The organism is Streptomyces sp. NPDC051219 (genome assembly GCF_040682335.1).
Classification (GTDB): Bacteria; Actinomycetota; Actinomycetes; order Streptomycetales; family Streptomycetaceae; genus Streptomyces.
Genome location: NZ_JBFBAS010000023.1, coordinates 53,735 through 76,998, shown reverse-complemented (window position 1 = coordinate 76,998; position 23,264 = coordinate 53,735). Strand labels below are relative to the sequence as shown.

General features: G+C 71.2%; 24 protein-coding genes. 11 read left to right on the top strand and 13 right to left on the bottom strand.

Going from position 1 to position 23,264, the window contains the following annotated elements; genetic code table 11:
• Positions 1 to 4 precede the first annotated feature (4 nt).
• The 3 genes from AB0M62_RS24045 to AB0M62_RS24035 form a co-directional block, all read right to left on the bottom strand.
• Entirely contained in the window at positions 5 to 1,333 is a 1,329-nt protein-coding gene (locus AB0M62_RS24045; protein WP_366076344.1) for an ABC transporter substrate-binding protein, read from the bottom strand.
• Positions 1,334 to 1,400: 67 nt separating this feature from the next.
• Positions 1,401 to 3,077 carry a glycoside hydrolase family 13 protein gene (locus tag AB0M62_RS24040; RefSeq protein ID WP_366076343.1) on the bottom strand — a complete coding sequence of 559 codons (1,677 nt, stop codon included), beginning with the start codon at positions 3,075 to 3,077 and terminating at the stop codon, positions 1,401 to 1,403.
• Between the two features lie 211 nt (positions 3,078 to 3,288).
• Entirely contained in the window at positions 3,289 to 4,569 is a 1,281-nt protein-coding gene (locus tag AB0M62_RS24035) for an ABC transporter substrate-binding protein (RefSeq protein ID WP_366076342.1), read from the bottom strand.
• 168 nt (positions 4,570 to 4,737) lie between these two features.
• On the opposite strand from AB0M62_RS24035, the gene AB0M62_RS24030 reads away from it, so the two are divergent.
• Genes AB0M62_RS24030 through AB0M62_RS24020 form a run of 3 tightly spaced genes read left to right on the top strand, consistent with a single transcriptional unit; the run spans position 4,738 to position 8,362 of the window.
• The gene (locus tag AB0M62_RS24030) at positions 4,738 to 5,244 is read left to right on the top strand and encodes a PadR family transcriptional regulator (RefSeq protein WP_366076341.1); all 507 of its coding nucleotides are present in this window, start codon (positions 4,738 to 4,740) and stop codon (positions 5,242 to 5,244) included.
• Positions 5,241 to 6,032 carry an ABC transporter ATP-binding protein gene (locus tag AB0M62_RS24025; RefSeq protein ID WP_366076340.1) on the top strand — a complete coding sequence of 264 codons (792 nt, stop codon included), beginning with the start codon at positions 5,241 to 5,243 and terminating at the stop codon, positions 6,030 to 6,032. Before AB0M62_RS24030 ends, AB0M62_RS24025 begins: the two co-directional genes overlap by 4 nt.
• A 2-nt stretch (positions 6,033 to 6,034) precedes the next feature.
• Complete coding sequence (locus AB0M62_RS24020; protein ID WP_366076339.1) at positions 6,035 to 8,362, top strand: FtsX-like permease family protein; 2,328 nt, start codon at positions 6,035 to 6,037, stop codon at positions 8,360 to 8,362.
• Between the two features lies 1 nt (position 8,363).
• On the opposite strand, the gene AB0M62_RS24015 is transcribed toward AB0M62_RS24020, so the two are convergent.
• A complete protein-coding gene (locus tag AB0M62_RS24015; RefSeq protein ID WP_366076338.1) occupies positions 8,364 to 8,498 on the bottom strand; it encodes a hypothetical protein in 135 nt (44 codons plus the stop codon).
• Positions 8,499 to 8,567: 69 nt separating this feature from the next.
• On the opposite strand from AB0M62_RS24015, the gene AB0M62_RS24010 reads away from it, so the two are divergent.
• Positions 8,568 to 8,957: a VOC family protein gene (locus tag AB0M62_RS24010; protein ID WP_366076337.1), complete on the top strand. Its 390-nt coding sequence runs from the start codon at positions 8,568 to 8,570 to the stop codon at positions 8,955 to 8,957.
• 76 nt (positions 8,958 to 9,033) lie between these two features.
• On the opposite strand, the gene AB0M62_RS24005 is transcribed toward AB0M62_RS24010, so the two are convergent.
• On the bottom strand, positions 9,034 to 9,273 hold the full coding sequence (locus tag AB0M62_RS24005; RefSeq protein WP_366076336.1) for a DUF6213 family protein: 240 nt from the start codon (positions 9,271 to 9,273) through the stop codon (positions 9,034 to 9,036).
• Positions 9,270 to 10,211: an arginase family protein gene (locus AB0M62_RS24000; RefSeq protein ID WP_366076335.1), complete on the bottom strand. Its 942-nt coding sequence runs from the start codon at positions 10,209 to 10,211 to the stop codon at positions 9,270 to 9,272. The genes AB0M62_RS24005 and AB0M62_RS24000 overlap by 4 nt, the downstream gene beginning before the upstream one ends.
• Before the next feature lie 207 nt (positions 10,212 to 10,418).
• Here AB0M62_RS24000 and AB0M62_RS23995 point away from each other — a divergent pair, with 207 nt between their 5' ends.
• Entirely contained in the window at positions 10,419 to 11,516 is a 1,098-nt protein-coding gene (locus AB0M62_RS23995) for a substrate-binding domain-containing protein (protein WP_366076334.1), read from the top strand.
• Between the two features lie 150 nt (positions 11,517 to 11,666).
• On the opposite strand, the gene AB0M62_RS23990 is transcribed toward AB0M62_RS23995, so the two are convergent.
• A complete protein-coding gene (locus tag AB0M62_RS23990) occupies positions 11,667 to 11,987 on the bottom strand; it encodes a hypothetical protein (RefSeq protein WP_366076333.1) in 321 nt (106 codons plus the stop codon).
• Positions 11,988 to 12,390: 403 nt separating this feature from the next.
• Here AB0M62_RS23990 and AB0M62_RS23985 point away from each other — a divergent pair, with 403 nt between their 5' ends.
• The 4 genes from AB0M62_RS23985 to AB0M62_RS23970 all read left to right on the top strand — a co-directional run bounded on the left by AB0M62_RS23985 (position 12,391) and on the right by AB0M62_RS23970 (position 15,612).
• Complete coding sequence (locus AB0M62_RS23985) at positions 12,391 to 12,855, top strand: SRPBCC family protein (RefSeq protein WP_366076332.1); 465 nt, start codon at positions 12,391 to 12,393, stop codon at positions 12,853 to 12,855.
• Positions 12,856 to 12,967: 112 nt separating this feature from the next.
• The gene (locus AB0M62_RS23980) at positions 12,968 to 14,602 is read left to right on the top strand and encodes an NAD(P)/FAD-dependent oxidoreductase (RefSeq protein WP_366076331.1); all 1,635 of its coding nucleotides are present in this window, start codon (positions 12,968 to 12,970) and stop codon (positions 14,600 to 14,602) included.
• A 96-nt stretch (positions 14,603 to 14,698) separates the two neighbouring features.
• The gene (locus tag AB0M62_RS23975; protein WP_366076330.1) at positions 14,699 to 15,124 is read left to right on the top strand and encodes an Hsp20/alpha crystallin family protein; all 426 of its coding nucleotides are present in this window, start codon (positions 14,699 to 14,701) and stop codon (positions 15,122 to 15,124) included.
• Between the two features lie 92 nt (positions 15,125 to 15,216).
• Positions 15,217 to 15,612, top strand: a complete 396-nt coding sequence (locus AB0M62_RS23970) for a DUF2267 domain-containing protein (RefSeq protein ID WP_366076329.1) — start codon at positions 15,217 to 15,219, stop codon at positions 15,610 to 15,612.
• A 73-nt stretch (positions 15,613 to 15,685) separates the two neighbouring features.
• Here AB0M62_RS23970 and sigK read toward each other — a convergent pair whose 3' ends face one another.
• The 3 genes from sigK to AB0M62_RS23955 all read right to left on the bottom strand — a co-directional run bounded on the left by sigK (position 15,686) and on the right by AB0M62_RS23955 (position 17,882).
• Entirely contained in the window at positions 15,686 to 16,279 is a 594-nt protein-coding gene (sigK, locus tag AB0M62_RS23965) for an ECF RNA polymerase sigma factor SigK (protein WP_366076328.1), read from the bottom strand.
• A gap of 241 nt (positions 16,280 to 16,520) precedes the next feature.
• Positions 16,521 to 16,949: a TIGR03668 family PPOX class F420-dependent oxidoreductase gene (locus AB0M62_RS23960; protein ID WP_366076327.1), complete on the bottom strand. Its 429-nt coding sequence runs from the start codon at positions 16,947 to 16,949 to the stop codon at positions 16,521 to 16,523.
• Between the two features lie 108 nt (positions 16,950 to 17,057).
• Positions 17,058 to 17,882 (bottom strand): LLM class F420-dependent oxidoreductase, encoded by an 825-nt coding sequence (locus AB0M62_RS23955; RefSeq protein WP_366076326.1) that lies wholly within the window; start codon positions 17,880 to 17,882, stop codon positions 17,058 to 17,060.
• Between AB0M62_RS23955 and AB0M62_RS23950 the strand changes: the two genes are divergently transcribed.
• Both AB0M62_RS23950 and AB0M62_RS23945 read left to right on the top strand, forming a co-directional pair.
• Positions 17,785 to 18,792, top strand: a complete 1,008-nt coding sequence (locus AB0M62_RS23950) for a phosphotransferase (protein WP_366076325.1) — start codon at positions 17,785 to 17,787, stop codon at positions 18,790 to 18,792. The two genes, AB0M62_RS23955 and AB0M62_RS23950, sit on opposite strands and share 98 nt — an antisense overlap.
• A 32-nt stretch (positions 18,793 to 18,824) precedes the next feature.
• Positions 18,825 to 19,376: a response regulator transcription factor gene (locus tag AB0M62_RS23945; protein ID WP_366076381.1), complete on the top strand. Its 552-nt coding sequence runs from the start codon at positions 18,825 to 18,827 to the stop codon at positions 19,374 to 19,376.
• 100 nt (positions 19,377 to 19,476) lie between these two features.
• Here the strand turns inward: AB0M62_RS23945 and AB0M62_RS23940 are convergent, their stop codons facing one another.
• The 3 genes from AB0M62_RS23940 to AB0M62_RS23930 form a co-directional block, all read right to left on the bottom strand.
• Entirely contained in the window at positions 19,477 to 21,210 is a 1,734-nt protein-coding gene (locus AB0M62_RS23940; protein WP_366076324.1) for an ABC transporter ATP-binding protein, read from the bottom strand.
• 8 nt (positions 21,211 to 21,218) lie between these two features.
• Positions 21,219 to 22,994: an ABC transporter ATP-binding protein gene (locus AB0M62_RS23935; protein WP_366076323.1), complete on the bottom strand. Its 1,776-nt coding sequence runs from the start codon at positions 22,992 to 22,994 to the stop codon at positions 21,219 to 21,221.
• A 93-nt stretch (positions 22,995 to 23,087) separates the two neighbouring features.
• Positions 23,088 to 23,222, bottom strand: coding sequence for a SapB/AmfS family lanthipeptide (locus AB0M62_RS23930; protein ID WP_366076322.1), 135 nt, complete (start codon positions 23,220 to 23,222; stop codon positions 23,088 to 23,090).
• Between the last annotated feature and the right edge of the window lie 42 nt (positions 23,223 to 23,264).

The following is a 23,264-nucleotide window of genomic DNA, read 5'->3' as shown; positions in this document are numbered from 1 at the left end:
GCCTTCAGTTCCGGTACGCCTTGGCGGCCGCGGCTTCCAGCTTCGCCGCCGTGGCCTTCGGGTCGGAGGGGTCGCGCAGGAAGTCCTGGAGGAGCTTCCACTCACCCGCGCCCTTGGTGCCGCCGAATGCGGCCGGCGCCTGGTCGGACATGTCGAAGCGGACGGAATCGCCCGCCCGGACCAGCGATTCGGCGGTGGCGCGCGTGGTGTCGTCACCGTAGGAAGCGGGGTCCACCTCCTTGTTGGGCGAGAGGAAGCCTCCCGCGCCCGCCCACACGGAGGCGGCTTCTGGGGTGGCGAGGAACTCCAGCAGCCGCATCGCGGCCTTCTGGTTCTTGCCGTCCTTGAGCACGACGGCCGCGTCCCCGCCGCTCACCACGGGAGCCTTGCCGTTGCCGACACCGGGGAAGGGGAAGAACTTGGCGTCCTTGCCGAGACTCCTGCCGAACTCGTCCTTCGCGATGCCGCCCACGAAGTCGCCCTCGTAGACCATGCCGGCCTTCGGCGCGGGCCCGAAGACCTGCTCGACCGAGGCCGGGAAGTCGGTGCGCAGCGCACCCTCGGAGCCGCCGGCCACCAGCTGCTTGTCCTTGAACAGCTCACCCAGGGTGGTCAGCGCGGCGACCACACTCGCGTCCGTCCACGGCAGGGTGTGGGCGGCAAGCCGGTCGTACTTCTCGGGCCCGGCCTGGGAGAGGTAGATGTTCTCGAACCAGTCGGTCAGGGTCCAGCCGTCCTCGCCCGCGACGGAGAAGGCCGGGAGCCCGGAGTCGGCGAGTGTCCGGCCCGTCTTGAGCATCTCCGCGTAGTTCTTGGGCTCGGCCACGCCGGCCTGCTCGAAGGCGCTCGGGCTGTACCAGACCGTGGACTTGTGGGCGGCCTTGAAGTACAGCCCGTAGTAGGTCTTGTCGACGGTGCCGTAGTCCTTCCACACCTGCGCGAGGTTGGCGCCGGCCGTCGTCGCGGTCTGCTGCGAGAGCGGTGCGAGCCAGCCCTCCCCGGCGAACTGCTGGAGTACGCCGAGCTGGGGCACCATCACCACGTCGGGGGCGTTGCCACCCTCGATCTTGCTGCCGACAAACGTGGAGACGTTGTCGCCGGTGGGCACGAAGTCGGTCTTGGCGCCGGTCTTCTCGGTGAACGCGTCGAGCACCTTTTTGAAGTTCTTCTGCTCGCTGCCGGTCCAGACTCCGGCCACGGTCACGGTCTGGCCGCTGAGTTCCTTGCCGCTCGCCGGGCCGGGCGAGCCGCCGCAGGCAGTCGCGCCGAGGGTGAGGGCGAGCACGGCGGACGCGGTCGTTACCGTCCGCCGGGTTGTGGTGGGTCGTCGCATGGTGGGTGTCCTTCCGGAACGGGTGGGGAGAAGTACGCGCGGTCAGTGGAGATTCGGGGGTGGAAGTTCAGGGGGCGGCGCAGTCGCCTGTCCACCAGGCGGCCGTCGCGCCGGGCAGCACACCGTCCGGGCAGGGGCCGCTGGAGAGCAGCGGGGTGCCGGGCACGGGGGCGGGAACCGGCTCGGTACCGAAGTTGACGGCACAGATCAACCCGTCTCCGCGGGTCATGGCGAGGACCTGCGGGGGCGCTTCCAGCCAGCGCAGGGTTCCCTCGCCCAGCTGCGGCAGGCTGCGGCGCAGCTGAAGTCCTTCGCGGTACAGGTGCCAGAAGGACCGGGTGTCGGACAGGGCCCGGTCGGTGGCGTGCTCGGCGAACCACTCGGGCTGCGGAAGCCAGGGCCGGGCGCCGGCCGCGCCCTGGCTGAAGCCGAACGGGGAGGCGTGCCCGGACCAGGGCAGCGGCACTCGGCAGCCGTCGCGGATGCGCTTGCGGCTTCCGGTGCGGTGGAAGATCGGGTCGGTCAGGACGTCGTCGGGCAGGTCCAGGACCTCGGGCAGGCCGAGTTCCTCGCCCTGGTACACGTAGGCGGCGCCGGGCAGCGCCAGCATCAGCAGCGCGGCGGCACGGGCACGTGCGGCGCCGAGGCCGCTGCCCTCCACACCGGGCTCGCCCGCGTACCGGGTGACTGTGCGGACCTGGTCGTGGTTGTTGAGCACCCAGGTGACGGTGGAGCCGGTCCCGGCGATGTCGCGTATCGCCTCCGTGATGGTCGCCCGGAAGGCGTCGGCGTCCCAGGGGGCGCTGAGCAGGTCGAAGAAGAACGCCTGGTGCAGCTCGTCGGACCGTACGTACTCGGCGTGTTCACGTGCGGTCGGTACGGACACCTCGCCGACCAGCAGCCGCTCGTTGCCGTCCCGGTCCGCGTACTCCTCGCAGACCGAGCGCCACCGCCGCCACACCTGGTGGACCTCGGGCTGGTTCCAGGCCAGCGGGTTCACCGAGTCCCGGGCGCGCTCGTCGGCTCCCGGGTCGGCCGAGTCCGGCAGTTCCGGGTGCTTGAAGAGGCCGGCGGCGACGTCGATGCGGAATCCGTCCACGCCCCGGTCCAGCCAGAAGCGCAGCACCTGCTCGAAGGAGTCGCCCACTTCGGGGTTGCGCCAGTTGAGGTCCGGCTGCTGGGGGGTGAACAGGTGCAGATACCACTGCCCGGGGGTGCCGTCCGGCTCCGTGATCCGGCTCCAGGCGGGCCCGCCGAACATGGCCCGCCAGTTGTTGGGGGGCTCCGCGCCGTCCGGCCCGCGGCCGTCGGCGAAGTGGAAGCGGGCGCGGGCGCCGCTGCCCGGGGCGGCGACGAGCGCTTCGCGGAACCACGGGTGCTCGCTGGAACAGTGGTTGGGGACGATGTCCAGCAGCAGCTTGAGTCCGAGGCGGCGGGCGTCGGCCATCAACAGGTCGAACTCGGCCAGGTCCCCGTATACGGGGTCGACGTCGCGGTAGTCGGCCACGTCGTAGCCGTGGTCGTGCTGGGGCGACGGATAGAACGGGCTCAGCCAGATCCCGTCCACGCCGAGCTTCCGCAGATACGGCAGACCTGCGCGTACGCCGGCCAGATCGCCGATGCCGTCCCCCGTGCTGTCGAGGAAGCTGCGTACGTACACCTGGTAGATCACCGCATCGCGCCACCAGGCGGCGGTGGCGGTGCGGGCAGGGTGGCCGATGCCGGCCGGAAGAGCTGTGAGCATCTCGCGTTGACCTGTTCCTGCTGGATGCGAGAGCGACCCAGAGCGGGTGCGCTGTTATGCATGCATGTTAAGTAGGGGTGACAGGCAAGTGTCAACGATGCTGCGAAAAGCGGCCCAAGTTTGCCCGGAATTTGGCGATATCGAAAAAGGCGGGTTACCTAACGCGAAAGTAGAAGCGGGTGCCGCGCATGCGAGGATGAGGAGGGCGGATTCAGCCCCTGCGGGCGATCGATCCCAGCTCGCGGGTCAGCCGCGCCACTGCCTGCTCCGGCGTCTGACGCAGCGCCATGACGTCCTGTACGACGGCCTGCACGGCGAGGCTCACCTGGTCGTACCGCGGGCTCTTGGGGCGCGGCTCGGCTGCCAGAATGCTCTGCCGCAGCGTCGGCAGATAAGGGAAGTCCCGGATGAGCGCGGGGTCCTCGTACAGCGCGGCGCGCACCGGTGGCAGCGATCCCGCGGTGAGTACCTGCCGCTGGACCCGCTCGCTGGTCAGGTACGAGATCAGATCGGCCGCCGACTGCGGGTGTCGGGAGCGGCTGCTGACGGCGAGATTGGAGCCGCCCAGGACGCTGGTGCCCGGGCCGGACGGACCGGGAAGCGGCACCGCGGCGAACTTGCCGGCCACCTTGGAGCCCTTGGCGCCCGCGAGCGAGTACACGTAGGGCCAGTTCCGCAGGAAGAGCAGCCGTCCGTCCTGGAACGCCTGCCGCGACTCCTCCTCCTTGTAACCGCGGGCGTCCGGGGAGATCCAGCCGTCCCGCACGCCACCGGCCAGGAATTCCAGTCCGGCGCGCGCCGCGGCCGAGTCGACCGTTACCCGGGCGCCGTCGTCCCGCAGGAAGGAGCCACCAGCCGAGTGCACCGCCTCGGTGGCGTTCACGGTGAGTCCTTCGTACGGCAGGAACTGGCCCGCGTACCCGCCCATGCCGTATTCGGGCGCGAGGGTTCTGGCCTGCCGGGCCAGTTCCGCCCACGTGCGCGGCGGCCGTTCGCCCTCCCGTCGGAGGATGTCCGAACGGTAGTAGAGCATTCCGGCATTCGTCACATAAGGGACCGCGTACAGGCGGCCGTCGAAGGTGGCGGTGTCAACTACCGGCGGCAGGAAGGCGTCCAGCGGGAACCGGTCCGGATCGAGCGGACGGACCCAGCCCGCCGCGGCGAACTCGGAAGTCCAGGCCACATCGATGTTCAGGACGTCGAAACGGTCGCTGCCGGAACGGAGTTCACTGATCATCTGGGCCCGGGTCTCGTCGGCCGAGTCGGGCAGCTCCACGACGGTCACCCGCTCCTTGGGGCGGCCACGGTTCCAGTCGTCCAGCAACGGACCCAGGTAATCGGTCAGATCGCCGGCCGTCACCAGCGTCATGGGCCCGCGCCCCTTCGTGGAGCCGGCGTCTGCGTCTCCGGGCTGAATGCCGAATCCCGCGTAACCCACCAGCAACACCGCGACCGCGAGGAGCCCCCTACCCGCGGCATGCATCCACCGCATAGGTTCCTCCCAGTGCACCGATCCGGCCGCGCCGCCGTCCATCGTGGCCTATGTATACCCGTTAGGCATGGGCGATACTAGACACCCAGGCGGAGAAGCCTGGTGGCGCGGACCACTCTCGCATCCGAGCCAACAAGAAACTACGGAACCGGGAGGGAGGGGGAGCGCGTGCGGCTGCCGCTCCTGGCACTCCTCACCCGCGGCCCGGCGCACGGTTACGAGCTCAAGCAGGACCTTGAGAAGCTCCTGGGCGCCGCGTACCCTCAGCCCAACGTCGGCCAGATCTATGTCACCCTCGGGCGGCTGGAAAAGGCCGGTCTCATCGCCGGTGAGGATGTCGAGCAGTCCGGCAGGCCCAACAAACGGACATACCGGCTCACCGATGCCGGACACGAGGCCGTGCTCGCCTGGTTCGACGAGACCAACGACGAACCGAGGGTGCGGGACGAGTTCTTCATGAAGCTCGCCCTCGCCCCGGAGTCGGGACTGGCCGACCCCATCGCCCTGATCAACAAGCAGCGGCGGCAGTACCTGAAAACCATGCGCGACCTGTCGAAGCTGGCCGCGGCCGAAGACCGGAACAACCGGTTCTCCCAGCTTCTGATCGAGGGCGCCATGCTGCATCTGCAAGCCGACCTCGACTGGCTGGAACGCTGTCAGGAGGAGCTGGAATGAGCGACGGCACCGCTCCCGCCGCGACGGGCGTACCCGGCCCCGGGGCCCCTGAGCCGATCGTGCGCGCCGAGGGCCTGACCAAGACCCATTACGGCGAAGGCACCCCCGTCGAGGCCGTACGCGGAGTGGATCTCACTGTCCGGCCCGGCGAGTTCGTCGCCGTCACCGGCCCCTCCGGCGCCGGCAAGTCCACTCTGCTGCACCTCATCGGCGGACTCCAGCGGCCCGACACCGGGCGCCTCTGGCTCGACGGCCAACGGGTCGACACCTTCTCCGAAGCACGCTGGGCGGTACTGCGCCGCCGCAGCGTCGGCGTCGTGTTCCAGTTCTTCAATCTCGTCTCCGACCTCACCGTGGCCGACAACGTCGAACTCCCCGCACTGCTCGCGGGCGCCTCGCCCAAGGCCGCCCGGGACAGCCGCAGTGAACTGCTCGCCGAACTGGGCCTCGAAGGCAGGGAGCGGTCCATGCCCGGCGAACTCTCCGGCGGCGAGCAGCAGCGGGTCGCCCTGGCCAGAGCCCTGGTGAACCACCCCGCGCTACTGCTCGCCGACGAGCCGGCCGGCAGCCTGGACAGCAAGGGGACCCGGGAGGTGCTGCGGCTCCTCTCCCGGTTCCACCAGCGCGGCCAGACGATCCTGCTGGTCACTCATGACGCGCGGGTGGCGGGCGCCGCCGACCGGGTCATCAGCTTCTTCGACGGGCGCATCGCCGACGACGCGGCGCTCGGCGGCGGGCACCGGAACCCCGGCCGCGGAGTCTCCGGCGTACTCGAACTGAAGGAGTGACCGTGCGGGCCACCCTGCGCTGGGCGCACGCCGACTTCCGGTCACATCGCGGCCAGGCCCTCTTCGTCGTGCTGGCCAGCGCCGGCATCATAGCCTCGCTGCTCCTCGCCGGCGCCCTGTTCAGCTACGCCGCCAACCCCTGGCAGCGGATCTTCACCCAGTCCCAGGGGGCACACGTCTGGCTTCACACCCGCGTCGCCGCGGACGCGAATGCCCTCTCGGGGCTGGACGGTGTCGTCGGCGTATCGGGGCCCTACCGAACCGCCCAGACCACTTTGGAGTCGCGCGGCGCCAGGGCGGGTACCACCCTGCGCGCGGCGGACACCCGCCCACCGGAGACCGGCCGGCCACTCGTCACCGCGGGCAGCTGGCTCACTCCGCACGCCGACGCCCCCGATGCCGCCGGCGCAGTCGTCCTCGAGAGCTCCCTCGCCCGAGTGCTGTGGGCCGAGCCCGGCGACACCCTCACCGTCACAGGAACGGACGGCGCCACTCGCTCCCTCCGGGTGACGGGTGTCGCCGAGGCCGCCGAACCCGGATACCGGCCCGGCGGGCAGCCGGGCATCGGCTGGGTACTGCCGGCCACGCTCGACCGCATCGCACCCGGCAGCACCGGGCAGAGCACAGGACTGCGACTGGACGATCCGGGCGATACCGACTTCACCGTCCAGCGGGCGGTCACCCTGCTCGGCGCCGACCGTGTCGCCCAGGTCACCACATGGGAGCAGGCGCGTGCCGAAGCCGGCGGCGACGACCGGTTGCTCGGACAGCTCTTCGCCGTCTTCGGTCTGGGTGCGCTGCTCGCCGCCGCGCTCGCCGCGTCCGGTGCCATCGGCGCCCGTATTCGCGGACAGCTGAGGGACATAGCCATCCTCAAGGCCATCGGATTCACTCCCGGCCAGGTGATACGCGGCTTCCTCCTCCAGCACCTCGCCTTCGCGCTGCTCGGGGTCACCCTGGGCGCCGCGGCGATCGCCCTCTTGGGCGCCCGCATACCCGGCCGAATCGGGGAGGCGGCCGCCGTGTGGCAGGACCTGCCCGGGCACACGGCGCTGATGCTCGGCGTCCCGAGTGGGGCGGTGCTGGTGATCGCGTCAGCGACCGGCCTCTCCGCCTGGCGCGCCGGCCGGGTCCCGCCGGTGCCCGCCGGCCGGGCGGCGCTCCCCTCGGCCGCGCCCATGACCGGCCTGGGGCGCCGTGCCATCGGCTTGCGGGTGCCGCCCGCCCTGGTGCTCGGCTGGCGGGCCGCGTTCCCCCGCCGGCCCCGCACCCTGATCACCGTGGCCCGGCTCGCGCTTCCGCTGCTCATGATCACGGTTGCGCTGGTCGCCTGGTCCACCCTTGACCAGTTCCGCAGCAGCCCGGCGCGGATGGGACTGCCCGCAGCCCTGACCGTACGGGCCGAGCGGCCCGGCAGCCTCACCGCCCAGGAACTCGACCGAACCCTCAGTGCGCCGCCGGACGTCGCCGCCGTCCATCCGGCGGTGGAGGTCGCGGCCCTGGTCCCGGGGCAGACCGGCACCATCACCCTGCGCGGGCTGGGCACAGCGCGCGACCCCTATCCCTTCACCGTCGTCGAGGGCCGCCCGCCCCACGGCCCGGACGAAGCGGTCGCAGGACAGGGGCTGCTCGATCTGCTGGACGTACGGATCGGCGACTGGGTACGGATGACCGTCGAAGGGCGCCCGCAGATCCTGCACGTCGTCGGGCGCAGCATCGAACCGGAAGCGGGCGGCCGGGTGATCTCAGCGACCGTCGACACGCTCCGCGAACGCGACCCGGGGCTGCGGCCGGACGTCCGCCATGTCGTCCTGCGCCCGGGTTCCGACCCCCGGTCGGTGAGCGCCGAGCTGGCCGGTGCGGCGGGCGGAGTCCTGGAGATCCGGGAGACACGGAATCCGGCGGACGGACTGGAACCCGCACGGGGAGTCATCGCGGCGCTCATCGCCGTACTGGCCCTGATCGGGCTCACCGAGCTGATGACACTGATCGGTACGGGAGTACGCGACCGTGGCCGGGATCTGCTCGCCCTCAAGGCGATCGGACTGACCCCCCGGCAGATCGGCGCGGCCATCGTGGCAGCCGCGGGCTTCACGGCACTCGCGGCGGCCCTCCTCGGCACTGGACTCGGCCTGGTGTCGGGCAGCTGGCTGGTGGACACCCAGGGCCGCTTCAGCGGCATGGGAGCCGGAATCGCCCACCTGCCCCCCGCGTCGCTGCCGGCCGCGGTCGTGACCGGGGCCCTGTTGGGCGCGGTCGCCGCCGCCGCGCTGCCTGCTGCCCGGGCCGCCCGGCGCCGGCTGGCGGACTCCCTGAGCGAAACGCTCTGACTCAGGCGGCGGGCCCGTAGGTGCGCACCAGCTCATCGACGACCTCGGCGTCGACGGCCCGGGCTTGGCGGCCCTGGGCCGGCCACCGGCTCGTCGCGACTCCGCACACGCCCCAGTAGGATCCCCGGAACGGCATCGCGTGCCGGTCACCGGCCGGGTGAGGCATGGAGGTGCCCGTGAGATTGCCCTACGGAGGCATTCCACAGTGTCTGTCCAGTTGAATCACACGATCATCCACGCCCGGGACAACCGGGAATCCGCCGAGTTCCTGGCGCACATCCTCGGTCTTGAGACCGGTCCCCAGTGGGGCCCGTTCATCCCGGTCGCCCTGAGCAACGGCGTCACTCTCGACTTCGCGGCCATCCCGGCCGAGTCGATCGCCTTGCAGCACTACGCGTTCCTGGTGACCGAGGAAGAGTTCGACGGAATCTTCGAGCGCATCCGAGCGTGCGGGACCAGCTACTTCGCCGACCCGCACGGCAAGCAGCCCGGCGAGATCAACCACAACGACGGCGGCCGCGGCGTCTACTTCATGGATCCGGCCGGCTACGGCATGGAGGTCATCACCCGCCCCTACGGTGGCGGCGAAAGCTGATCCCATGTGACGGCTTGAAACACCGGTGCACCGGAAGGGAGCGGGGTCTGCTCCCCCGCTCCCTTCCGGTGCCGGCTCATCGGCCGTCTTCCCTGCTCGTGTGGCCGATGCACTCGACATCGATCCGGTCGGCGAGCTTCGCCAGCTCGATGGTCAGCGCGGCCACGGTCTCCTCGTCCAGCTCCGAAGCGCCCGCGCGGACCGCGCGCAGCCAGCCCGCGCCCAGGCTCCGCAGCACACCGCTCACATCGGAAGCCGCGGCATGCAACACGCCACGGTCGTCAGGAACCAGAGGGAGCGTCACTTCCTTCATCACTGTCTCTCTCCGGGATCGGGAGAACTGTCTCGGTTCAGCGGTGGCCGGTCGTGGCTGGTCAATACTGACAGCCCCCGGCGCAGACACGCCGCGAGACGGGCCGCGATCCGTCCGTCCGGGTCGAGCCGCGGGTTGAAGATGGTGACGTCGAGCCCCATCGCCCCGGGGTGGGCGAGTGCCATCTCGAACACACTGTCCAACTCGGCCCAGTCGAGCCCACCGGGGAGCCGGTAGTCGACAGCGGGCATGACCGCGTCGTCCAGGACATCGGCATCGAGGTGGACCCAGAATCCGGAGCTGTCGGCGGCGGTGAGCAGGTCCACCGCCGTCTGCGCCGCCGCCGCGGCACCCGCTTCGTGTACCGCGCCGAGGCCGATGGTGTTCAGCCCGGGCGGCAGCGGCTGCATACCGGCCTCCGCGGACTGTTCGGAGTCCCTGAAGCCGAAGGCGACGACATCCTCGTCCCGTACGAGAGGACCCCGCCCCTCGGCGTCGGCGAGCAGCCGAGGGCCACGGCCCGTCGCCAGAGCCAGTTCCATCGAGGCCACCTCGCCCGTCGGCTCCGCCGACGGCTGGTAGAAGTCCGTGTGGCCGTCGAGGAAGAGCAGGCCGTAGCGGCCTCGCCGCTTCAGGGCGAGCAGGTTGCCGAGCAGGATGCTGCAGTCACCACCGAGGACGACGGGGAACAGGCCGAGGTCGAGGACCCCGCCGACGACGTCGGCCAGGTCGGCCGAGTACCGCGCGATGCCGTGCGGGTTGAGCACACCCGTGTCGTGGTCCCGCAGCGGATCGTACGGCGGTGCGTCGAGGCGGCCCGCGTGCACCGCCTTCAGGCCGTCGAGCAGACCGGCTCGCAGCAGTGCCGTCGGCAGGTCCTCGACGCCGGAGGGCCGCAACCCCAGAATGGACGGCGCCTCGATGACCGCGAGATCTCGCACCCGTGCCTCCTGCGTCCCGTGCGGGGTTGTGCCGGCCGTGCGGCACGTCAGGACGAGATGTACCACGCCCGGCTTGCCTTCACTAAGCAGAGGCACAGCCCCGTTGCCTGGTCGTTAGTGTGCGACTTCTTGACTCAAACCTGACGGCAACGTTGACTTCCTGCACCTCGGCCGCAGGGATGCGGCCTTGTCAGGGAGGCTTGGAAAGTGAACACAACAGTGCGTCGTACCGCTATGGCTGCCGCAACAGCCGTGACCGCGCTCTCGCTCGCCGCGTGCGGCAGTGCCGAGACGGACGACAAGGGCGGCCAGTCCAACAAGGGCCCGCTGAACATCGGTCTGCTGCTGCCGGAGAAGGAGACCGCGCGGTACGAGAAGTTCGACCGGCCGCTCATCGAGAAGCGGATCAAGGAGCTCGCGCCGGACGCCACCGTCACGTACCTCAATGCCGAACAGGACGCCACGGAGCAGAAGCGCCAGGTCAACCAGCTGATCACCGAGCGGGTGGATGCGATCATCCTGGGCGCTGTTGATACGTGGACCATCTCGAGTTCGGTCCGAAGAGCCAACGACGAAGGGATTCCGGTAGTCGCGTTCGACCGTCTGGCCGAGGGTCCGATCGACGGGTACGTCTCGTTCGACAACGAGGAGGTCGGCCGAGTCCAGGGCAAGGCCCTGCTCCAGGCCCTGGGGAGCAAGGCCGACGACGGCCGGATCGTGATGATGAACGGCGCCATCACGGACCCCAACGCGCAACTGTTCAAGAAGGGCGCGCACTCCGTCCTCGACGGCAAGGTCGAAATCGGCAAGGAGTACGACACCAAGGAGTGGAAGCCGGAGAACGCCTACGAGAACATGGAGGGGGCAGCCTCGGCCATCGGCGCGGACCGGATCATCGGCGTCTACTCCGCCAACGACGGCATGGCCGGCGGCGTCATCGACGCCCTGAAGGCCGTCGGGTTCTCCAAGCTCCCGCCGGTCACCGGCCAGGACGCCGAACTCGCCGCCGTACAGCGGATCGTCGCGGGTGAGCAGTTCATGAGCGTGTACAAGCCGTACGGGCCCGAGGCCGCGGCTGCGGCGGAAATGGCGGTGGCGCTCGCGAAGGGGGAGAAGCTCGACTCGATCGCCAAGTCCGAGGTGGAGAGCCCGACGAAGTCGGGCATCCCGGCGGTGTTGGTCCCCGTGGTCTCGCTGACCAAGGACAACATCGAGGAAACGGTCGTCAGGGACGGCGTGTACACGGTCGAGGAGATCTGCACGCCGAAGTACAAGTCGGCCTGCAAGGCGCTCGGCCTGAAGTAGGCCCGCCGCGGGGCGGCGAACCGTCGGTGCGCCGCCCCGCGACCAGGCTCCGTGCCCCGGCCCGGTCAGGCCGCGCCCCGTATCGAGGCTGCGCCCGCCTATCTCCCGTGGCGGCATGTGCTCCCGTCGCCGACAGACGCCGGTACGCCCTCACCGCGGCACAGGACGCGACCGCGACGGCCGCGAACCTCCGCGCGGCGCTGTGGCCGGCGCCGTGCCAGCCGCCGTGAACGCTCCCGGGCCCGGGCGGCGGTACGAACAGGGTGCCTTCGCTGTCGGGGCGGACTCGTGCCGTTCGAAGTGGTTCCGGTCCACCTTGAGTGCGAGCACCTTCTCCGTGATCCCCGGGGCGAGCTGTGTCTGCAGCAACAGGCCACGCCCCAGCGGCCCGACCACGACCTCACGCCGCGGCACACGGACCAGACCCCGGATCGCGCGGGCGACCCGCGCCGGCGTGTAGACGGGTGCCATGGCACGTACCTTCCGGCCGGTCCGGTTGGCGACATGATGGAAGAACGGCGTGTCGATGGTTGCCGGCAGCACCGTGCACACATGAATGTTCCGGGCCTTCTCCAGCCAGAGTTCCTGCCGCCGCGCGCAGTCCAGACCCCGTACGGGACGGTCGATCCCCGCCTGGCGAACCCGAGGGCGGTTGCCCGGCCGATTCCGCTGGACGCCCCCGTGACGACCACTACCGCGCCCTTGAGCTTAATGTCGGCCCAACCGGCCTGCTCGGCGTTCTCAGTCTGCGCCCGTTGGGAGGGGTTCTCCACTCGGGCCACGGCCCGGGGGCCCCACGCAGTGGTCTGACCTAGGCTGGGAACACGGGGAGGGCCATGGCAATTGTTCCGCCGAGGGTTCGTGGAGGCGCAGAATGGCCGTACGACACCAGCTGATCAAGAGGCCTCCGCCCGCGGTGTGGGCGGTGCTCGAAGACGGCAACCGCTATGCCGACTGGGTCGTCGGTACGTCCGACTCCCGCCCCGTCGACGACAACTGGCCACAGTTGGGTTCGAAGATCGAATACGACATTCGGCTCGGCCCGTGGACGTTCGCAGGAAACACCGTCGTACGGCGCCTCGAACCACCGCAGTGGCTCGAACTCGAGGCCCTCAGCGGGCCGCTCGGCACCGCGCGCATCGCCTTCGACATCCGTTCATGGGGCCCGGACACGCTGGTCATCGTCGACGAGCACCCCCTGCGGGGTCCCGGCGGCGCGCTGCACAACACGGCCCTGGACGCCCTGATCCAGATACGGCACCGCAGCATGCTGAGCCGCCTCGCGGACGTGGTCGAGGAAGCGACCAGCCGCCCCCGCGCGGCCACGACCTCGACATGAGCGCAGGCCGCCGCCCGGCCGACGGGTGGGCGCACAGCCGCGCCGGTGCCGGCGGGCGGGTGCGCGAGGTGGACGAGGGGTGCGCCGAGCAGCGCGGGACGGGAGGCAGGCCATGCCCGACGCGGTGGTGATCGGGGCGGGACCCAACGGCCTCGTAGCCGCCAACGTCCTGGCCGACGCCGGGTGGAGCGTGGAGGTGCTGGAGGCGCAGGACGAGCCCGGCGGAGCCGTGCGCAGCGACCGTGGTGTACATCCGGACTACGTCAGCGACCTGTTCAGCGCGTTCTATCCGCTGGCTGCCGCGTCGCCGGTGATCGAAGCCCTCGACCTGCCCCGGCACGGGCTGCGCTGGAGCCGCGCGCCCCGGGTGCTGGCACATCCCCTGCTGGACGGGCGGTGCGCCGTACTCGAGCAGGACCGCGGCACGACGGCGGCCGGCCTGGAAGCGTTCGGCACGGGCGACGGTGAGGCCTGGGAACGCCTGTGCAGCATCTGGGAATTGCTGGGCGACAAGATTCTCGAGGCCCTCTTCACGCCGTTCCCGCCCGTGCGCGCCACGGCGTGGCTGGCCGCGCGGCTGCGCAGCGGAGGCGGACTGCGGCTCGCCCGGACGCTGATGCTTCCTGTACGTCGGCTGGGTGAAGAGGAGTTCGGCGGCGAGGGGGGCCGGCTCCTCCTCGCGGGAAGCGCGCTGCATGCGGATCTGGCGCCCGAAGCCGCGGGCAGTGGCGGTTTCGGCTGGCTCATGTCCATGCTCGGTCAGTCACACGGCTTTCCGGTCCCGGTCGGTGGGTCGGGGGAGTTGACCGCCGCCCTGGTCCGTCGGCTGGAACAGCGCGATGCGGCGGTCCGCTGCGGTGAGCGGGTCGCCGAAGTCGTCGTCCGGGGCGGCCGGGCGGTGGGCGTACGCACCGCCGCCGGCGAGGCGGTCCCCGCGACGAAGGCCGTACTGGCGGATGTCGTCGCCCCCGACCTCTACACCCGGCTCGTCGACCCCCGGCATCTGCCGTCCCGGGTCTTCGACGATCTGCGCCGCTTCCAGTGGGATTTTGCCACCTTCAAAGTGGACTGGGCACTTGACCGGCCCGTGACCTGGACCGCACGGGAAGCCGCGACCGCCGGCACCGTGCACCTGGCGGACGGAGTGGACGGGCTCACCCGGTTCGCGGCCCAGATCTCCACCGGACAGGTACCGGACGAACCCTTCGTCCTGCTGGGCCAGATGACGACCGCGGACCCCGGCCGCTCGCCGGCCGGCACCGAATCCGCATGGGCCTATACCCATGTCCCGCACCGCATCAAGGGCGACGCCGGGCCCGACGAACTGAGCGGTGTGTGGGACAGACGCGAGGAGGAGGCGATGGCGGACCGGATCGAAGCGCAAGTGGAACGCTACGCACCGGGCTTCCGCGAGCGTGTGCTCGCCCGGCGCATCCTTGCCCCGCCGACGCTGGAGGCGATGGACTCGAACCTGCACGGCGGCGCCATCAACGGTGGCACCACCAGCCTCCACCAGCAGCTCGTGTTCCGCCCGATCCCCGGCACCGGGCGCCCGGAGACACCGGTGCCCGGCCTCTACCTCGCCTCCGCCAGCGCCCACCCGGGCGGCGGCGTGCACGGCGCACCCGGCGCCAACGCGGCCCGCGCGGCCCTGCGGACCCACCGCGCGGCCGCCCGCGTGCTCGCCGGGGCGCAACGAGCCCTGGCCCGCCGCAGCAGAAGCGGAAGTCGCCGGGCGCAGTCGTGAGACCCGACTTGAGCGGTTACTTGTCAAGGTTGCTGCGGCGAGCTATATAAGTGGTGTCGCCACATGTGCATCCCGTATCCGGGAAAGGAGTGACCGATGATGCTCATGCGAACCGACCCGTTCCGCGAGTTCGACCGGCTCACCCAGCAGCTGCTGGGGACCCCCGGGAGGCCGACGGCCATGCCGATGGACGCCTACCGGGAGGGTGACACCTTCGTCGTCGAACTGGACCTTCCCGGGGTGGCCCCCGAGTCGATCGACCTGGACGTCGAGCGGAATGTGCTGACCGTCAGGGCCGAGCGCCGCTCCCGCGCGAGCGCGAACGCGGAAGTCCTGATCGCCGAACGGACGGCCGGAACTTTCAGCCGTCAGATGTTCCTCGGCGAGACCCTCGACACCGATCGCATCGACGCGTCCTACGACGCCGGGGTACTGCGGTTGACCATCCCGGTCGCCGAGCAGGCCAAGCCGCGCAAGATCGCCATCACCGGCGGAGACGTCCCGAAGCAGATCCGCGGCTGACCCGGACGGGGGCGGGACCCCCGGGCAGGTGCCCGCCTTCCCGCCCCCGCGACGGGCATCGTCCGACGCAGCTACGCCGCCGAGGAGCCGACATGGTCATGAGATGGGAAGCGTTCCTGGAGCAGGTCCAGGAGCGGGGCGAATACGCCTCGCCCGAGGAGGCCGAGCGGGCCTCCCGCGTGGTGCTCGCCCTGCTGGGCGCGCACGTGGTGGGCTCCGAGCGGACCGAACTGGCCGCCCGGCTCCCCGAGGCATGCGCCCTCGTGCTGCTCAACCCGCTCCCGGCCGCCGAACCGCTGACGCCCGAACGCTTTGTCCGGGCAGCGGCCGCATGGATCGAGGGAGCCACCGAACAGACCGCCCGCTGGGACGTCAGCGCCGTGCTGAGCGTGGTGGCCGACGCGGCCGACGAAGATCTGATGCGCCGCGTTCTCCTCCAACTCCCTCCGGAATACGACCAGTTGTTCGGCCGCCCACAGGCGGTCTGAGCGCCTGACGGCGGACTGCCCGCCGTACGCCGACACGGCCCGCGGAGCGTAGGCGCCGGATCTGGTGTGCCGATCAGTGCTGCCGGCTCTCTCCCAGACAGTCACGGAGCCGGATCAGGCCGTCTCGCAGCCGGGTCTTGACCGTCCCCAGAGGCAACTGGAGCGACTCGGCCACCTCCCGGTACGTCATTCCCTCGTAGTAGGCCAGGCATATCGACTGCCGCTGGATCTCGGTGAGGCTCCTCAGACAGCGGCGGAGCTCCTGCTGCTCCATGCGGGTCTCGACCTGTTCGGTCACCTCGTCGAACGGTGTGGTGTGCGCCAGCAGGGCCGCTCTGTGCTCACGGTCCCTCACGGCCTGCGTGGACCGGACCCGGTCCACCGCCCGCCGGTGGGCGAGGACCATGACCCACGCCATGGCCGTGCCCAGCTCGCGGCTGAACCGTCCGGAGGTGCGCCATACCTCGAGGAGCACATCCTGCGTCACTTCCTCGGCCAGCGCCGGGTCCCTCAGAATCCGGGCCACGAGTCCCATGACAGGTCCGCTGACCGCGTCGTACACCGCGCCGAACGCGTCCCGGTCCCCTCGAGCGACCCGGGCCAACAGCTCGTCCAGGTTCTCACCCGATTCGAGTCGGGCGTCAGGTCCGCTGTCGGCGGATGACACGCAATTTTCCTCGCTCACCTGTCGCGTCGTCGCACTCGGGCGATCTCGCCTTCCATGTCACCACTGATCCGGAGCGGTCGCACCCGAGAGCGGATCCACGCCGGCGGCCGGGCAGGCGGCGACCTTCACCCGATCGGGTGGTGGCCCAATCCGTCGAGCCGGCGGTTCCGAATGGTGGTCGTGACGATCACCGGCACGACCTTCTTCCGCGGCGGACCGGCCGCGCTGAGTTGCGCGCGGCTCACGACGCGCGCCAGCCGCTCCAGTTCAGGACCGAGACTTCGACCACCGGTCCGCCGGGTGGCCGGTCCGCGTACTGCTGGTACTTCGCCGTGAGCAGGCCGATGCGGCGGGCGGCCTCCGGCGACCGGTCCGGGGACGGGAGCACTCGGGCCTCGCCATCGGCCCGGACCCACCACAATCGGTCCCAGTCCTCCTCGTAGTGGTCGGCAAGCAGGCAGACCGACCGGTTGGCGGCGATGTTGGCCAGGCGTTTCAGCCGCGTCGTCCGCTTCGGTTTGTGGTCCACGGCCAGCGTCACGGTGTCGCCGTCCAGAGCGAACACCACCGGCACCAGGTGCGGGCGGGCCGTCGTGTCGGCCGTCGCGAGGTGGGCGATGCGCGCCGCGGCGAACCGCTTCCGTGCCTCGGCATTCGTCAGAGCGGGCATCGCACCCCTTTCCGGCAATCACGGCAATCACGGCAGTCGCGGCGGTCATGGCGTTCGCGGTTGCCGGGTCGGTCCCACACTTCCGAGGCCCGGCGCTGCCCAGGTGTCTCAGCGGAAGCGGGCAGCGACTGCAGCCAGCCGGTCCAGATACTCCAGCGTCTCCCGTTCCGGCATCGTCGGCACGTAGAACAGCAGCCGCTCGACCCCCAGACGGCTGTACTCCTCGATCTGCTCGGGATCGTCGGGAACCGCGTACACCGTCACCGGCACGTCCCGGCCGGCAAGGGCGCGCAGCCGTTCCATCTGCGGACCGAGCTCCTGCGGCGGCACGCTGCTGGCCAGCCACGCGTCTCCGAGCTGCGCCACCCGGCGGAACGCGCCCTCGCCGCCACCGACGTAGATCGGCGGATGGGGGCGCTGTACGGGCTTGGGCCAGGCGAAGACCGGATCGAAGTTCACGAACTCGCCGTGGAACTCCGCCTTCTCCGCAGTCCACAGCTCTCGCATGGCGCGCAGCCGCTCGTCGGCGAGCCGGCCGCGGGTGGAGGGATCGGCGCCGTGGTTGCTCATCTCCTCACGGTTCCAGCCGACGCCGACGCCGAAGATCACGCGGCCGCCGGAGACCAGGTCGAGCGAGGCCACCTCCTTCGCCGTGATGATCGGGTCGCGCTGCGGGATCAGCGCGACGCCGGTGCCCAGCAGCAGCCGCTCGGTCACCACGCCGATCGCCGTCAGCGCGATGAACGGGTCAAGGGTGCGGTAGTAGATCTCCGGCAGCTCCCCACCGCCCGGGTAGGGCGTCTGGCGGTTCGCCGGGATATGGCTGTGCTCGGCGATGAACAACGAGTCGAACGCGCGTTCCTCAAGTGCGGTTCCGAGCCGGGTCGGGCTGATGCCCTGGTCGGTGATGAAGGTTGCGATTCCGAATTTCACGGCGGCTCCGTCGAGGTCGAGTACGGAAAAGGACGGGTGGCACAGATGTGCTGACTACCCGCCCCGGGCGACCCCGCTTCGACGACCACCCGGGAGAACTAGCGCGGACCGCGGTGCCGGGCCGTGCCGGCTTCCGGGCGGCCGTGGACGGAGGTTCCTGGACGCGGCGGCCTGCGCCCCGCCCGCCCCGCGGCGCGTCCGGCAGCCGCACGGCATCCCGGTGACCTTGGAACGGGAGCCGACCGGCGAGCCACTGGCCGCCAAGGTGTCCACCGACGACCCCGAGCCGCTGCCGGAAGCCGTCGACTGCCTGGTCGCGGTGCTGCGCGCCCTGGCGGCCGCCAGGGCGCGCATTCGAGGACATTCGGCGGTGCCCGACCTGGACGAGGGCCGTCCGCTGTGGCAGGGCCACGCCTCCTTCGCCTCCGCCCTGGCGGACCTCCTTGATCGGGGGGGCGTCCGGTGCGGTGAGCTGCTCACCGCGCACGTCGACGACTTCGGCGGTAAGCATGCCCGCCTCGCCGGAGGACTGCGGTCTGTGGCCCAAGCCCCTCAGGCGGTCGTCCACGGTGACCTCTTCCCGGAGAACGTCCTGGTGGACGACGATCTCCGGACCTGCGCCCTGGTGGACTACGGCTTCATGTCCACGGCCGGAGACCCGGTTCGACGCCGCCGCGGCCGGCTCTTGGCCGGGGTGGTCGCAGCCGTTGTCTGCGCGTGGAGTCTGGGCGGACCTGCGGAGGGGGGTTTCTTGGCGGGAGCGGACGGTCGGGACGGGGTGCGCCCCTCCCGTGCGCCCCCTGCGCCCGGCTGGCTGAAAGGGGGGCCCATCCCGCCGTCCCGACTGGGTAGAGGGAGGGATGCGCTCGGCGCGAGTTTCGGTACTTCACACGAAGTGGGGCGAATGTGATCCGGGTTCTCTTGGTGCACGACTCAGGGCTGATGCGGTCCGCGCTCACCGCGCTGCTGCAGGCCGCGGACGGCATCGACGCAGCCGCCGCCTGCTGGGAGAAGGCTCCCAGCCGGGCCCTCTCCTTACGGCCCCACCTCTGCGTCGTGGACGCGGACTGTCCGGGATCCTCGCGATTACCGGACCACCCGGCGGGGGAGGGCTGCAACCTCCTCGTCCTGGCCACGTCCTGCCGGCCGGGTGTGCTGCGCCGTGCCGCCCAGGCCAAGGCCCTGGGTTTTGTCGACAAAGACGCCTCGCCCGCCGTGCTGCTGAAGGCGATAAGACTGGTGGCGGCCGGGAAGCGGTACGTCGACTCCACCCTCGCACTCGACCTCCTCCATGCCGCCGACGTGCCACTGACTCCGCGTGAGCTGAGCGTGCTGGCCCTCGCGGCGGAGGGCGCGTCCGTACCCGAGACCGCCTCGACCCTCCGGTTGGCCAAGGGAACCGTGCGGAACTACATGTCCGCGATCGTCAGGAAGACGCACGCCCGCAACTGGCTGGACGCGGTGCGCAGATCCCAGGGAGCCGGCTGGGTGTAGGCAGCGGGCAGCGGGCCGCGTCGGTGCGCAGGCCCGCGCCCCGCCCGGAACCGCCCGGATCCGCCCGGATCAGCCCGGATCCGCACGGCTCAGATGCGCTTCAGATGCGTTCGGCGCGCCAGTGCCCGACCAGATCCCGATAGAGCGGCGAGGTGTCGAGCAGTTGCTCGTGGCTCCCGCACTCGGCGTGCACGCCGTCGAGCACGAGTATCCGGTCGGCCCGCTGTGCCGAACTGATCCGGTGGGCGACGACGACCAGCGTCCCGGGTCGCCGCGCGAAGGCCCGTTCGGCCCGGGCCTCGGCCTCCGGATCGAGGTGGCACGTCGCCTCGTCCAGAATGACGAGCGGCGCCGGGGACAGATGCGCCCGGGCAAGGGCGATGAGCTGCCGTTCGCCCTCCGACAGGGCCGTCGGATCGACTCGGGCGGTGTAACCGCCGAGCCTGCGTACCAGGGGTCTGAGGCCGACCGCCTCCGCCGAGGCCTCCATCGCGGACGGTGATGTCCCGTCCGGGCAGAGGTAGGCCAGGTTGTCGTACAGGCTGCCGGTGAACACGTAGGCCTGCTGCGGGATGAGCACGCGCAGCCGAGCGGGGTCGCCGGGCGGGTGGTGCGCCGGCCTGCCCTGGACCCGCACCGTCCCACGGTCCGGTGTGAGCAGGCCGGCGAGCAGGCAGGTGAGTGTGGACTTGCCGATGCCGCTGGGCCCCACCACGGCGAGGTGTTCGCCGGTCCCGATCGTCAGATCGAGGCCCCGGAGAACGGGTTGCGCTCCTGCGCCGTACGCGAACGTCACCCCGTGGAACTCGGCACCGGGTACGTCAGGACGGCCGCCCAGTGCCTCGTCCCCCGGCGCCCATGCCGGTACAGCGGGCAGCCCGGCCGGTCCGGGGGAGAGCCGGCCGAGGACCACGAGCAGCCGGGTTCCTGCCGCGCCGACGGCGTTCATCAGAGTGTGCAGCGCGGGAAGCAGAGCCTGGGTCAGATACGTCAGCGCCCCGAGCAGAGCGCCCGCGCTCACGCCCTCGCGCAGCAGCCACGGAGCGGCCACCAGAAGCAGCACCACCGGCAGGTGTCCGGCCACCCCGAGGGACAGGACGCGTACAGCCGACCAGTGGGCGAGCGAGCGTGCCGCGCGTGCCTCGGCCTCGACCAGGACGTCCGTCCGGTCCGCGGTGGGCGTCCGGGCGCCACACGCCACCACATCACGCAGGCCGTGTGCGAGCGCCCCCACCTGAGCCGAGAGGGCTTCGTCGGCGCGGAGGAAGTCCCGCTGCCGGGCCGCCATGGGCACGAGCGTGGCCATAAAGAGCAGCAGCCCCGTCAGCAGTGGCGGCGCCACCACGAACAGCAGCTGCGGAGCCAGGGCCGCCAGGCCGAACAGGGCACCTGCCGAGGTGAAGACGAAGGACCGGGCCACGAGCACCAGCCCGGCGAAGCTGTCGCGCGCGATCTCCGTCTGACTGGTCAGCCGGGACACCACAGCGCTGTCCGCCGTACGTGCCGGTTCTGTCAGCGCCTCGTTCAGCGACCGTGCCACCACCCGGCGCAGCAGACCGTCCCGCAGCGGCTCCACCAGGTCTGCCAGTCCCCGGAAGACGCCACCCGTGGCGAGGCCGCCGATGACGACGGCCACTGCGGCGACGGCCAGCCAGGCCAGGCCCGTGCCGCTCCGGCCGGCGAGAAACCCATCGTCCAGTGCCCTTGCCACGCCGTAGCCGCCGAGAAAGGTGTGGGCCGACTCCAGCAGTGACCAGCCACCGAGTTTGAGCAGTACGCGCGGGCGCCTGCCGAGGAAACGCCGGGCCTGGGGCATCAGCCGGGGGCTGGTCATCGTCGCGGTCAACTCCCGTCCGGGTTCCGGCCGGTGTCCGTGCCGTCCGCGAAGACGGCCCGGTAGGCGGGTTCTTCCCACAGACATTCGTGCGGTCCCACCGCACGGACATGGCCGTCCTCCAGCCACGCGACCTGATCGGCACGAGCTGCCGACGACACGCGGTGGGCGATCAGCAGCCGGGTTCCCGCCCGCACGTCGTGCACGAGTGCCCGGCCGACGTGGAGTTCGGTGACACTGTCGAGGCTGGACGTGGCGTCGTCGAGGACGAGCAGGCGGCCTGCGTGCGCGAACGCCCGCGCCAGACCCAGGCGTTGCAGTTCGCCGCCCGACAGCGGTGCGTCGGCCAGTGGTGTCGTGTAACCGGCAGGCAGCAGCCGGACGAAGGTGTCGGCCCCCGCCGCCCGGGCGGCGGCCTCCACCTCCGGTTCCGAGGGCGTACGCGGTCCGAAAGCGATGGCACCGCCGACCGTGTCGCCGAAGAGGACCGGCCGCTCGAAGGCGTAGCCGATCTCCCGGCGCAGGTCCGCCGGATCAGCCTCGGTGAGCGGTACGCCGTCCAGCGTCACCATCCCCGCATCGGGGTCGGTCAGCCGCCCGGCGACAGCCGCGAGCGTGGACTTGCCGGCACCCGACCGCCCGACGACGGCCGTGGTCGTCCCCCCGGGCACCACCAGGTCGACCCCGCGCAGCACGGAGGCGCCGCCGCGCGTGACGGTGACACCGCGCAGCTCCAGGCGCCCGGGGCCTTCCGCGGGCAGGGGCCGCGTTCCGTACGGCACGGCGGGCAGGGAGAGGACTTCGGCCACCCGGCCGGCCCCGGCGCGGCTGCGCAGGAGTGAGCCCAGCTGGCCGACGATGCCCCCCAGCCCGGCGGCGAGCGCGGCATAGCGGGAGGCGGCCAGCAGGTCACCGACGGACAGGTCCCCGCCGACCAGCCGCATTCCGCCGACGGCCAGGACGCCGGTGGTCAGCAGCGGTACCAGAATGCCGCTGCCGACCGAGGCGCGACCGTACAGCCGCCACATGCGCCGCCCGTGTGCTGCCAGTTCGGGAAGCGGCTCCAGTACGCGTACGCGTTCCCGCTCGGCGGTTCCCGCGGCAGCGACGGTACGGGCGCCGCCGAGCGCTTCGAGGAGGCGGGTCGAGATGTCCGCCTGCACGCCCTGGTACCGGGAGATGCTGTCGGAGGACCCCCGGGCGAACGCGCGCAGCAGCAGAGCCAGCAGGGGGATCCCCGCGAGGAAGACGAGGAGCAGCCGGAGGTCGATGAGCGCCAGGCCGATCAGGCCGCCGGCCGGGACGAGCAGCGAGGCCAGCCCGATCGCCGCGGTGGTGGGCGCGGTGCCTGCCTCCGCGGCATTGCCGGTCAGGCGGGTCACGAGGTCGCCTGGAGTGAAGCGGTTGGCGGCGCGGTGTGGCGCAACCGAGAGCAGGTGCGCGATCCCGCGCCGACGCAGCCAAGCGGTACTGCGGGCGCTGGTCGTGCCCCCGGCCAGTGCCTCCAGAACGTCGAAGAGGACCTCGGCGGCGACGAGTACGGTGCACAGGGCGACAGCCGCCCGAATTCCCGGGGCTCCGTCGAGAAGCAGGTCGAGGGTGTGCCCCAGTGCGGCGGGCAGGGCGACGGCAGCGGCGGCGGACGCGGCGCTGAAGAGGAAGACGGCGCCTGTGCGGCCGGCACTGTGGCGGACCGCATCGGCCAGGAGGCCGGAACCGTCCGCGCGGGGCGCGAGTTCCGTGCTGTTCCGGGACGGCTGTGGCCGGGTCGTCGTCGGGGCCATCGGATGCGGTCCTCGCCTCCCTCGGTGCGGTGCACAGCGGGATGCCGCGGTCCCGGGCGAGGGTCGCCCGCCCGGGACCGCGGCGACCGCGGGTCAGTTACAGGTGGTGACACTCAGGCTGCTGTCGCCGCAGAGCAGCAGACTCGCGCGGCTGCCGCCTCCGGTCGCGAACTCGCCGGTGTCCTCGGTCTTGGGGGTCTCCAGCGTCTGCAGGTCGAGAAGTGTCATGAGGTGTTCTCTCCTTGGTTGGGGACGGATCTTGCTCAGGCC

Bases quoted from the DNA above. Each gene is read 5' to 3' on its own strand.
- AB0M62_RS24045 (WP_366076344.1), bottom strand. From the start codon at position 1,333: ATGCGACGACCCACCACAACCCGGCGGACGGTAACGACCGCGTCCGCC.
- AB0M62_RS24040 (WP_366076343.1), bottom strand. From the start codon at position 3,077: ATGCTCACAGCTCTTCCGGCCGGCATCGGCCACCCTGCCCGCACCGCC.
- AB0M62_RS24035 (WP_366076342.1), bottom strand. From the start codon at position 4,569: ATGCGGTGGATGCATGCCGCGGGTAGGGGGCTCCTCGCGGTCGCGGTG.
- AB0M62_RS24025 (WP_366076340.1), top strand. From the start codon at position 5,241: ATGAGCGACGGCACCGCTCCCGCCGCGACGGGCGTACCCGGCCCCGGG.
- AB0M62_RS24015 (WP_366076338.1), bottom strand. From the start codon at position 8,498: ATGCCGTTCCGGGGATCCTACTGGGGCGTGTGCGGAGTCGCGACGAGC.
- AB0M62_RS23990 (WP_366076333.1), bottom strand. From the start codon at position 11,987: ATGGCACCCGTCTACACGCCGGCGCGGGTCGCCCGCGCGATCCGGGGT.
- AB0M62_RS23985 (WP_366076332.1), top strand. From the start codon at position 12,391: ATGGCCGTACGACACCAGCTGATCAAGAGGCCTCCGCCCGCGGTGTGG.
- AB0M62_RS23980 (WP_366076331.1), top strand. From the start codon at position 12,968: ATGCCCGACGCGGTGGTGATCGGGGCGGGACCCAACGGCCTCGTAGCC.
- AB0M62_RS23975 (WP_366076330.1), top strand. From the start codon at position 14,699: ATGATGCTCATGCGAACCGACCCGTTCCGCGAGTTCGACCGGCTCACC.
- AB0M62_RS23970 (WP_366076329.1), top strand. From the start codon at position 15,217: ATGGTCATGAGATGGGAAGCGTTCCTGGAGCAGGTCCAGGAGCGGGGC.
- AB0M62_RS23960 (WP_366076327.1), bottom strand. From the start codon at position 16,949: ATGCCCGCTCTGACGAATGCCGAGGCACGGAAGCGGTTCGCCGCGGCG.
- AB0M62_RS23950 (WP_366076325.1), top strand. From the start codon at position 17,785: ATGAACAACGAGTCGAACGCGCGTTCCTCAAGTGCGGTTCCGAGCCGG.
- AB0M62_RS23945 (WP_366076381.1), top strand. From the start codon at position 18,825: ATGCGGTCCGCGCTCACCGCGCTGCTGCAGGCCGCGGACGGCATCGAC.
- AB0M62_RS23940 (WP_366076324.1), bottom strand. From the start codon at position 21,210: ATGACCAGCCCCCGGCTGATGCCCCAGGCCCGGCGTTTCCTCGGCAGG.
- AB0M62_RS23935 (WP_366076323.1), bottom strand. From the start codon at position 22,994: ATGGCCCCGACGACGACCCGGCCACAGCCGTCCCGGAACAGCACGGAA.
- AB0M62_RS23930 (WP_366076322.1), bottom strand. From the start codon at position 23,222: ATGACACTTCTCGACCTGCAGACGCTGGAGACCCCCAAGACCGAGGAC.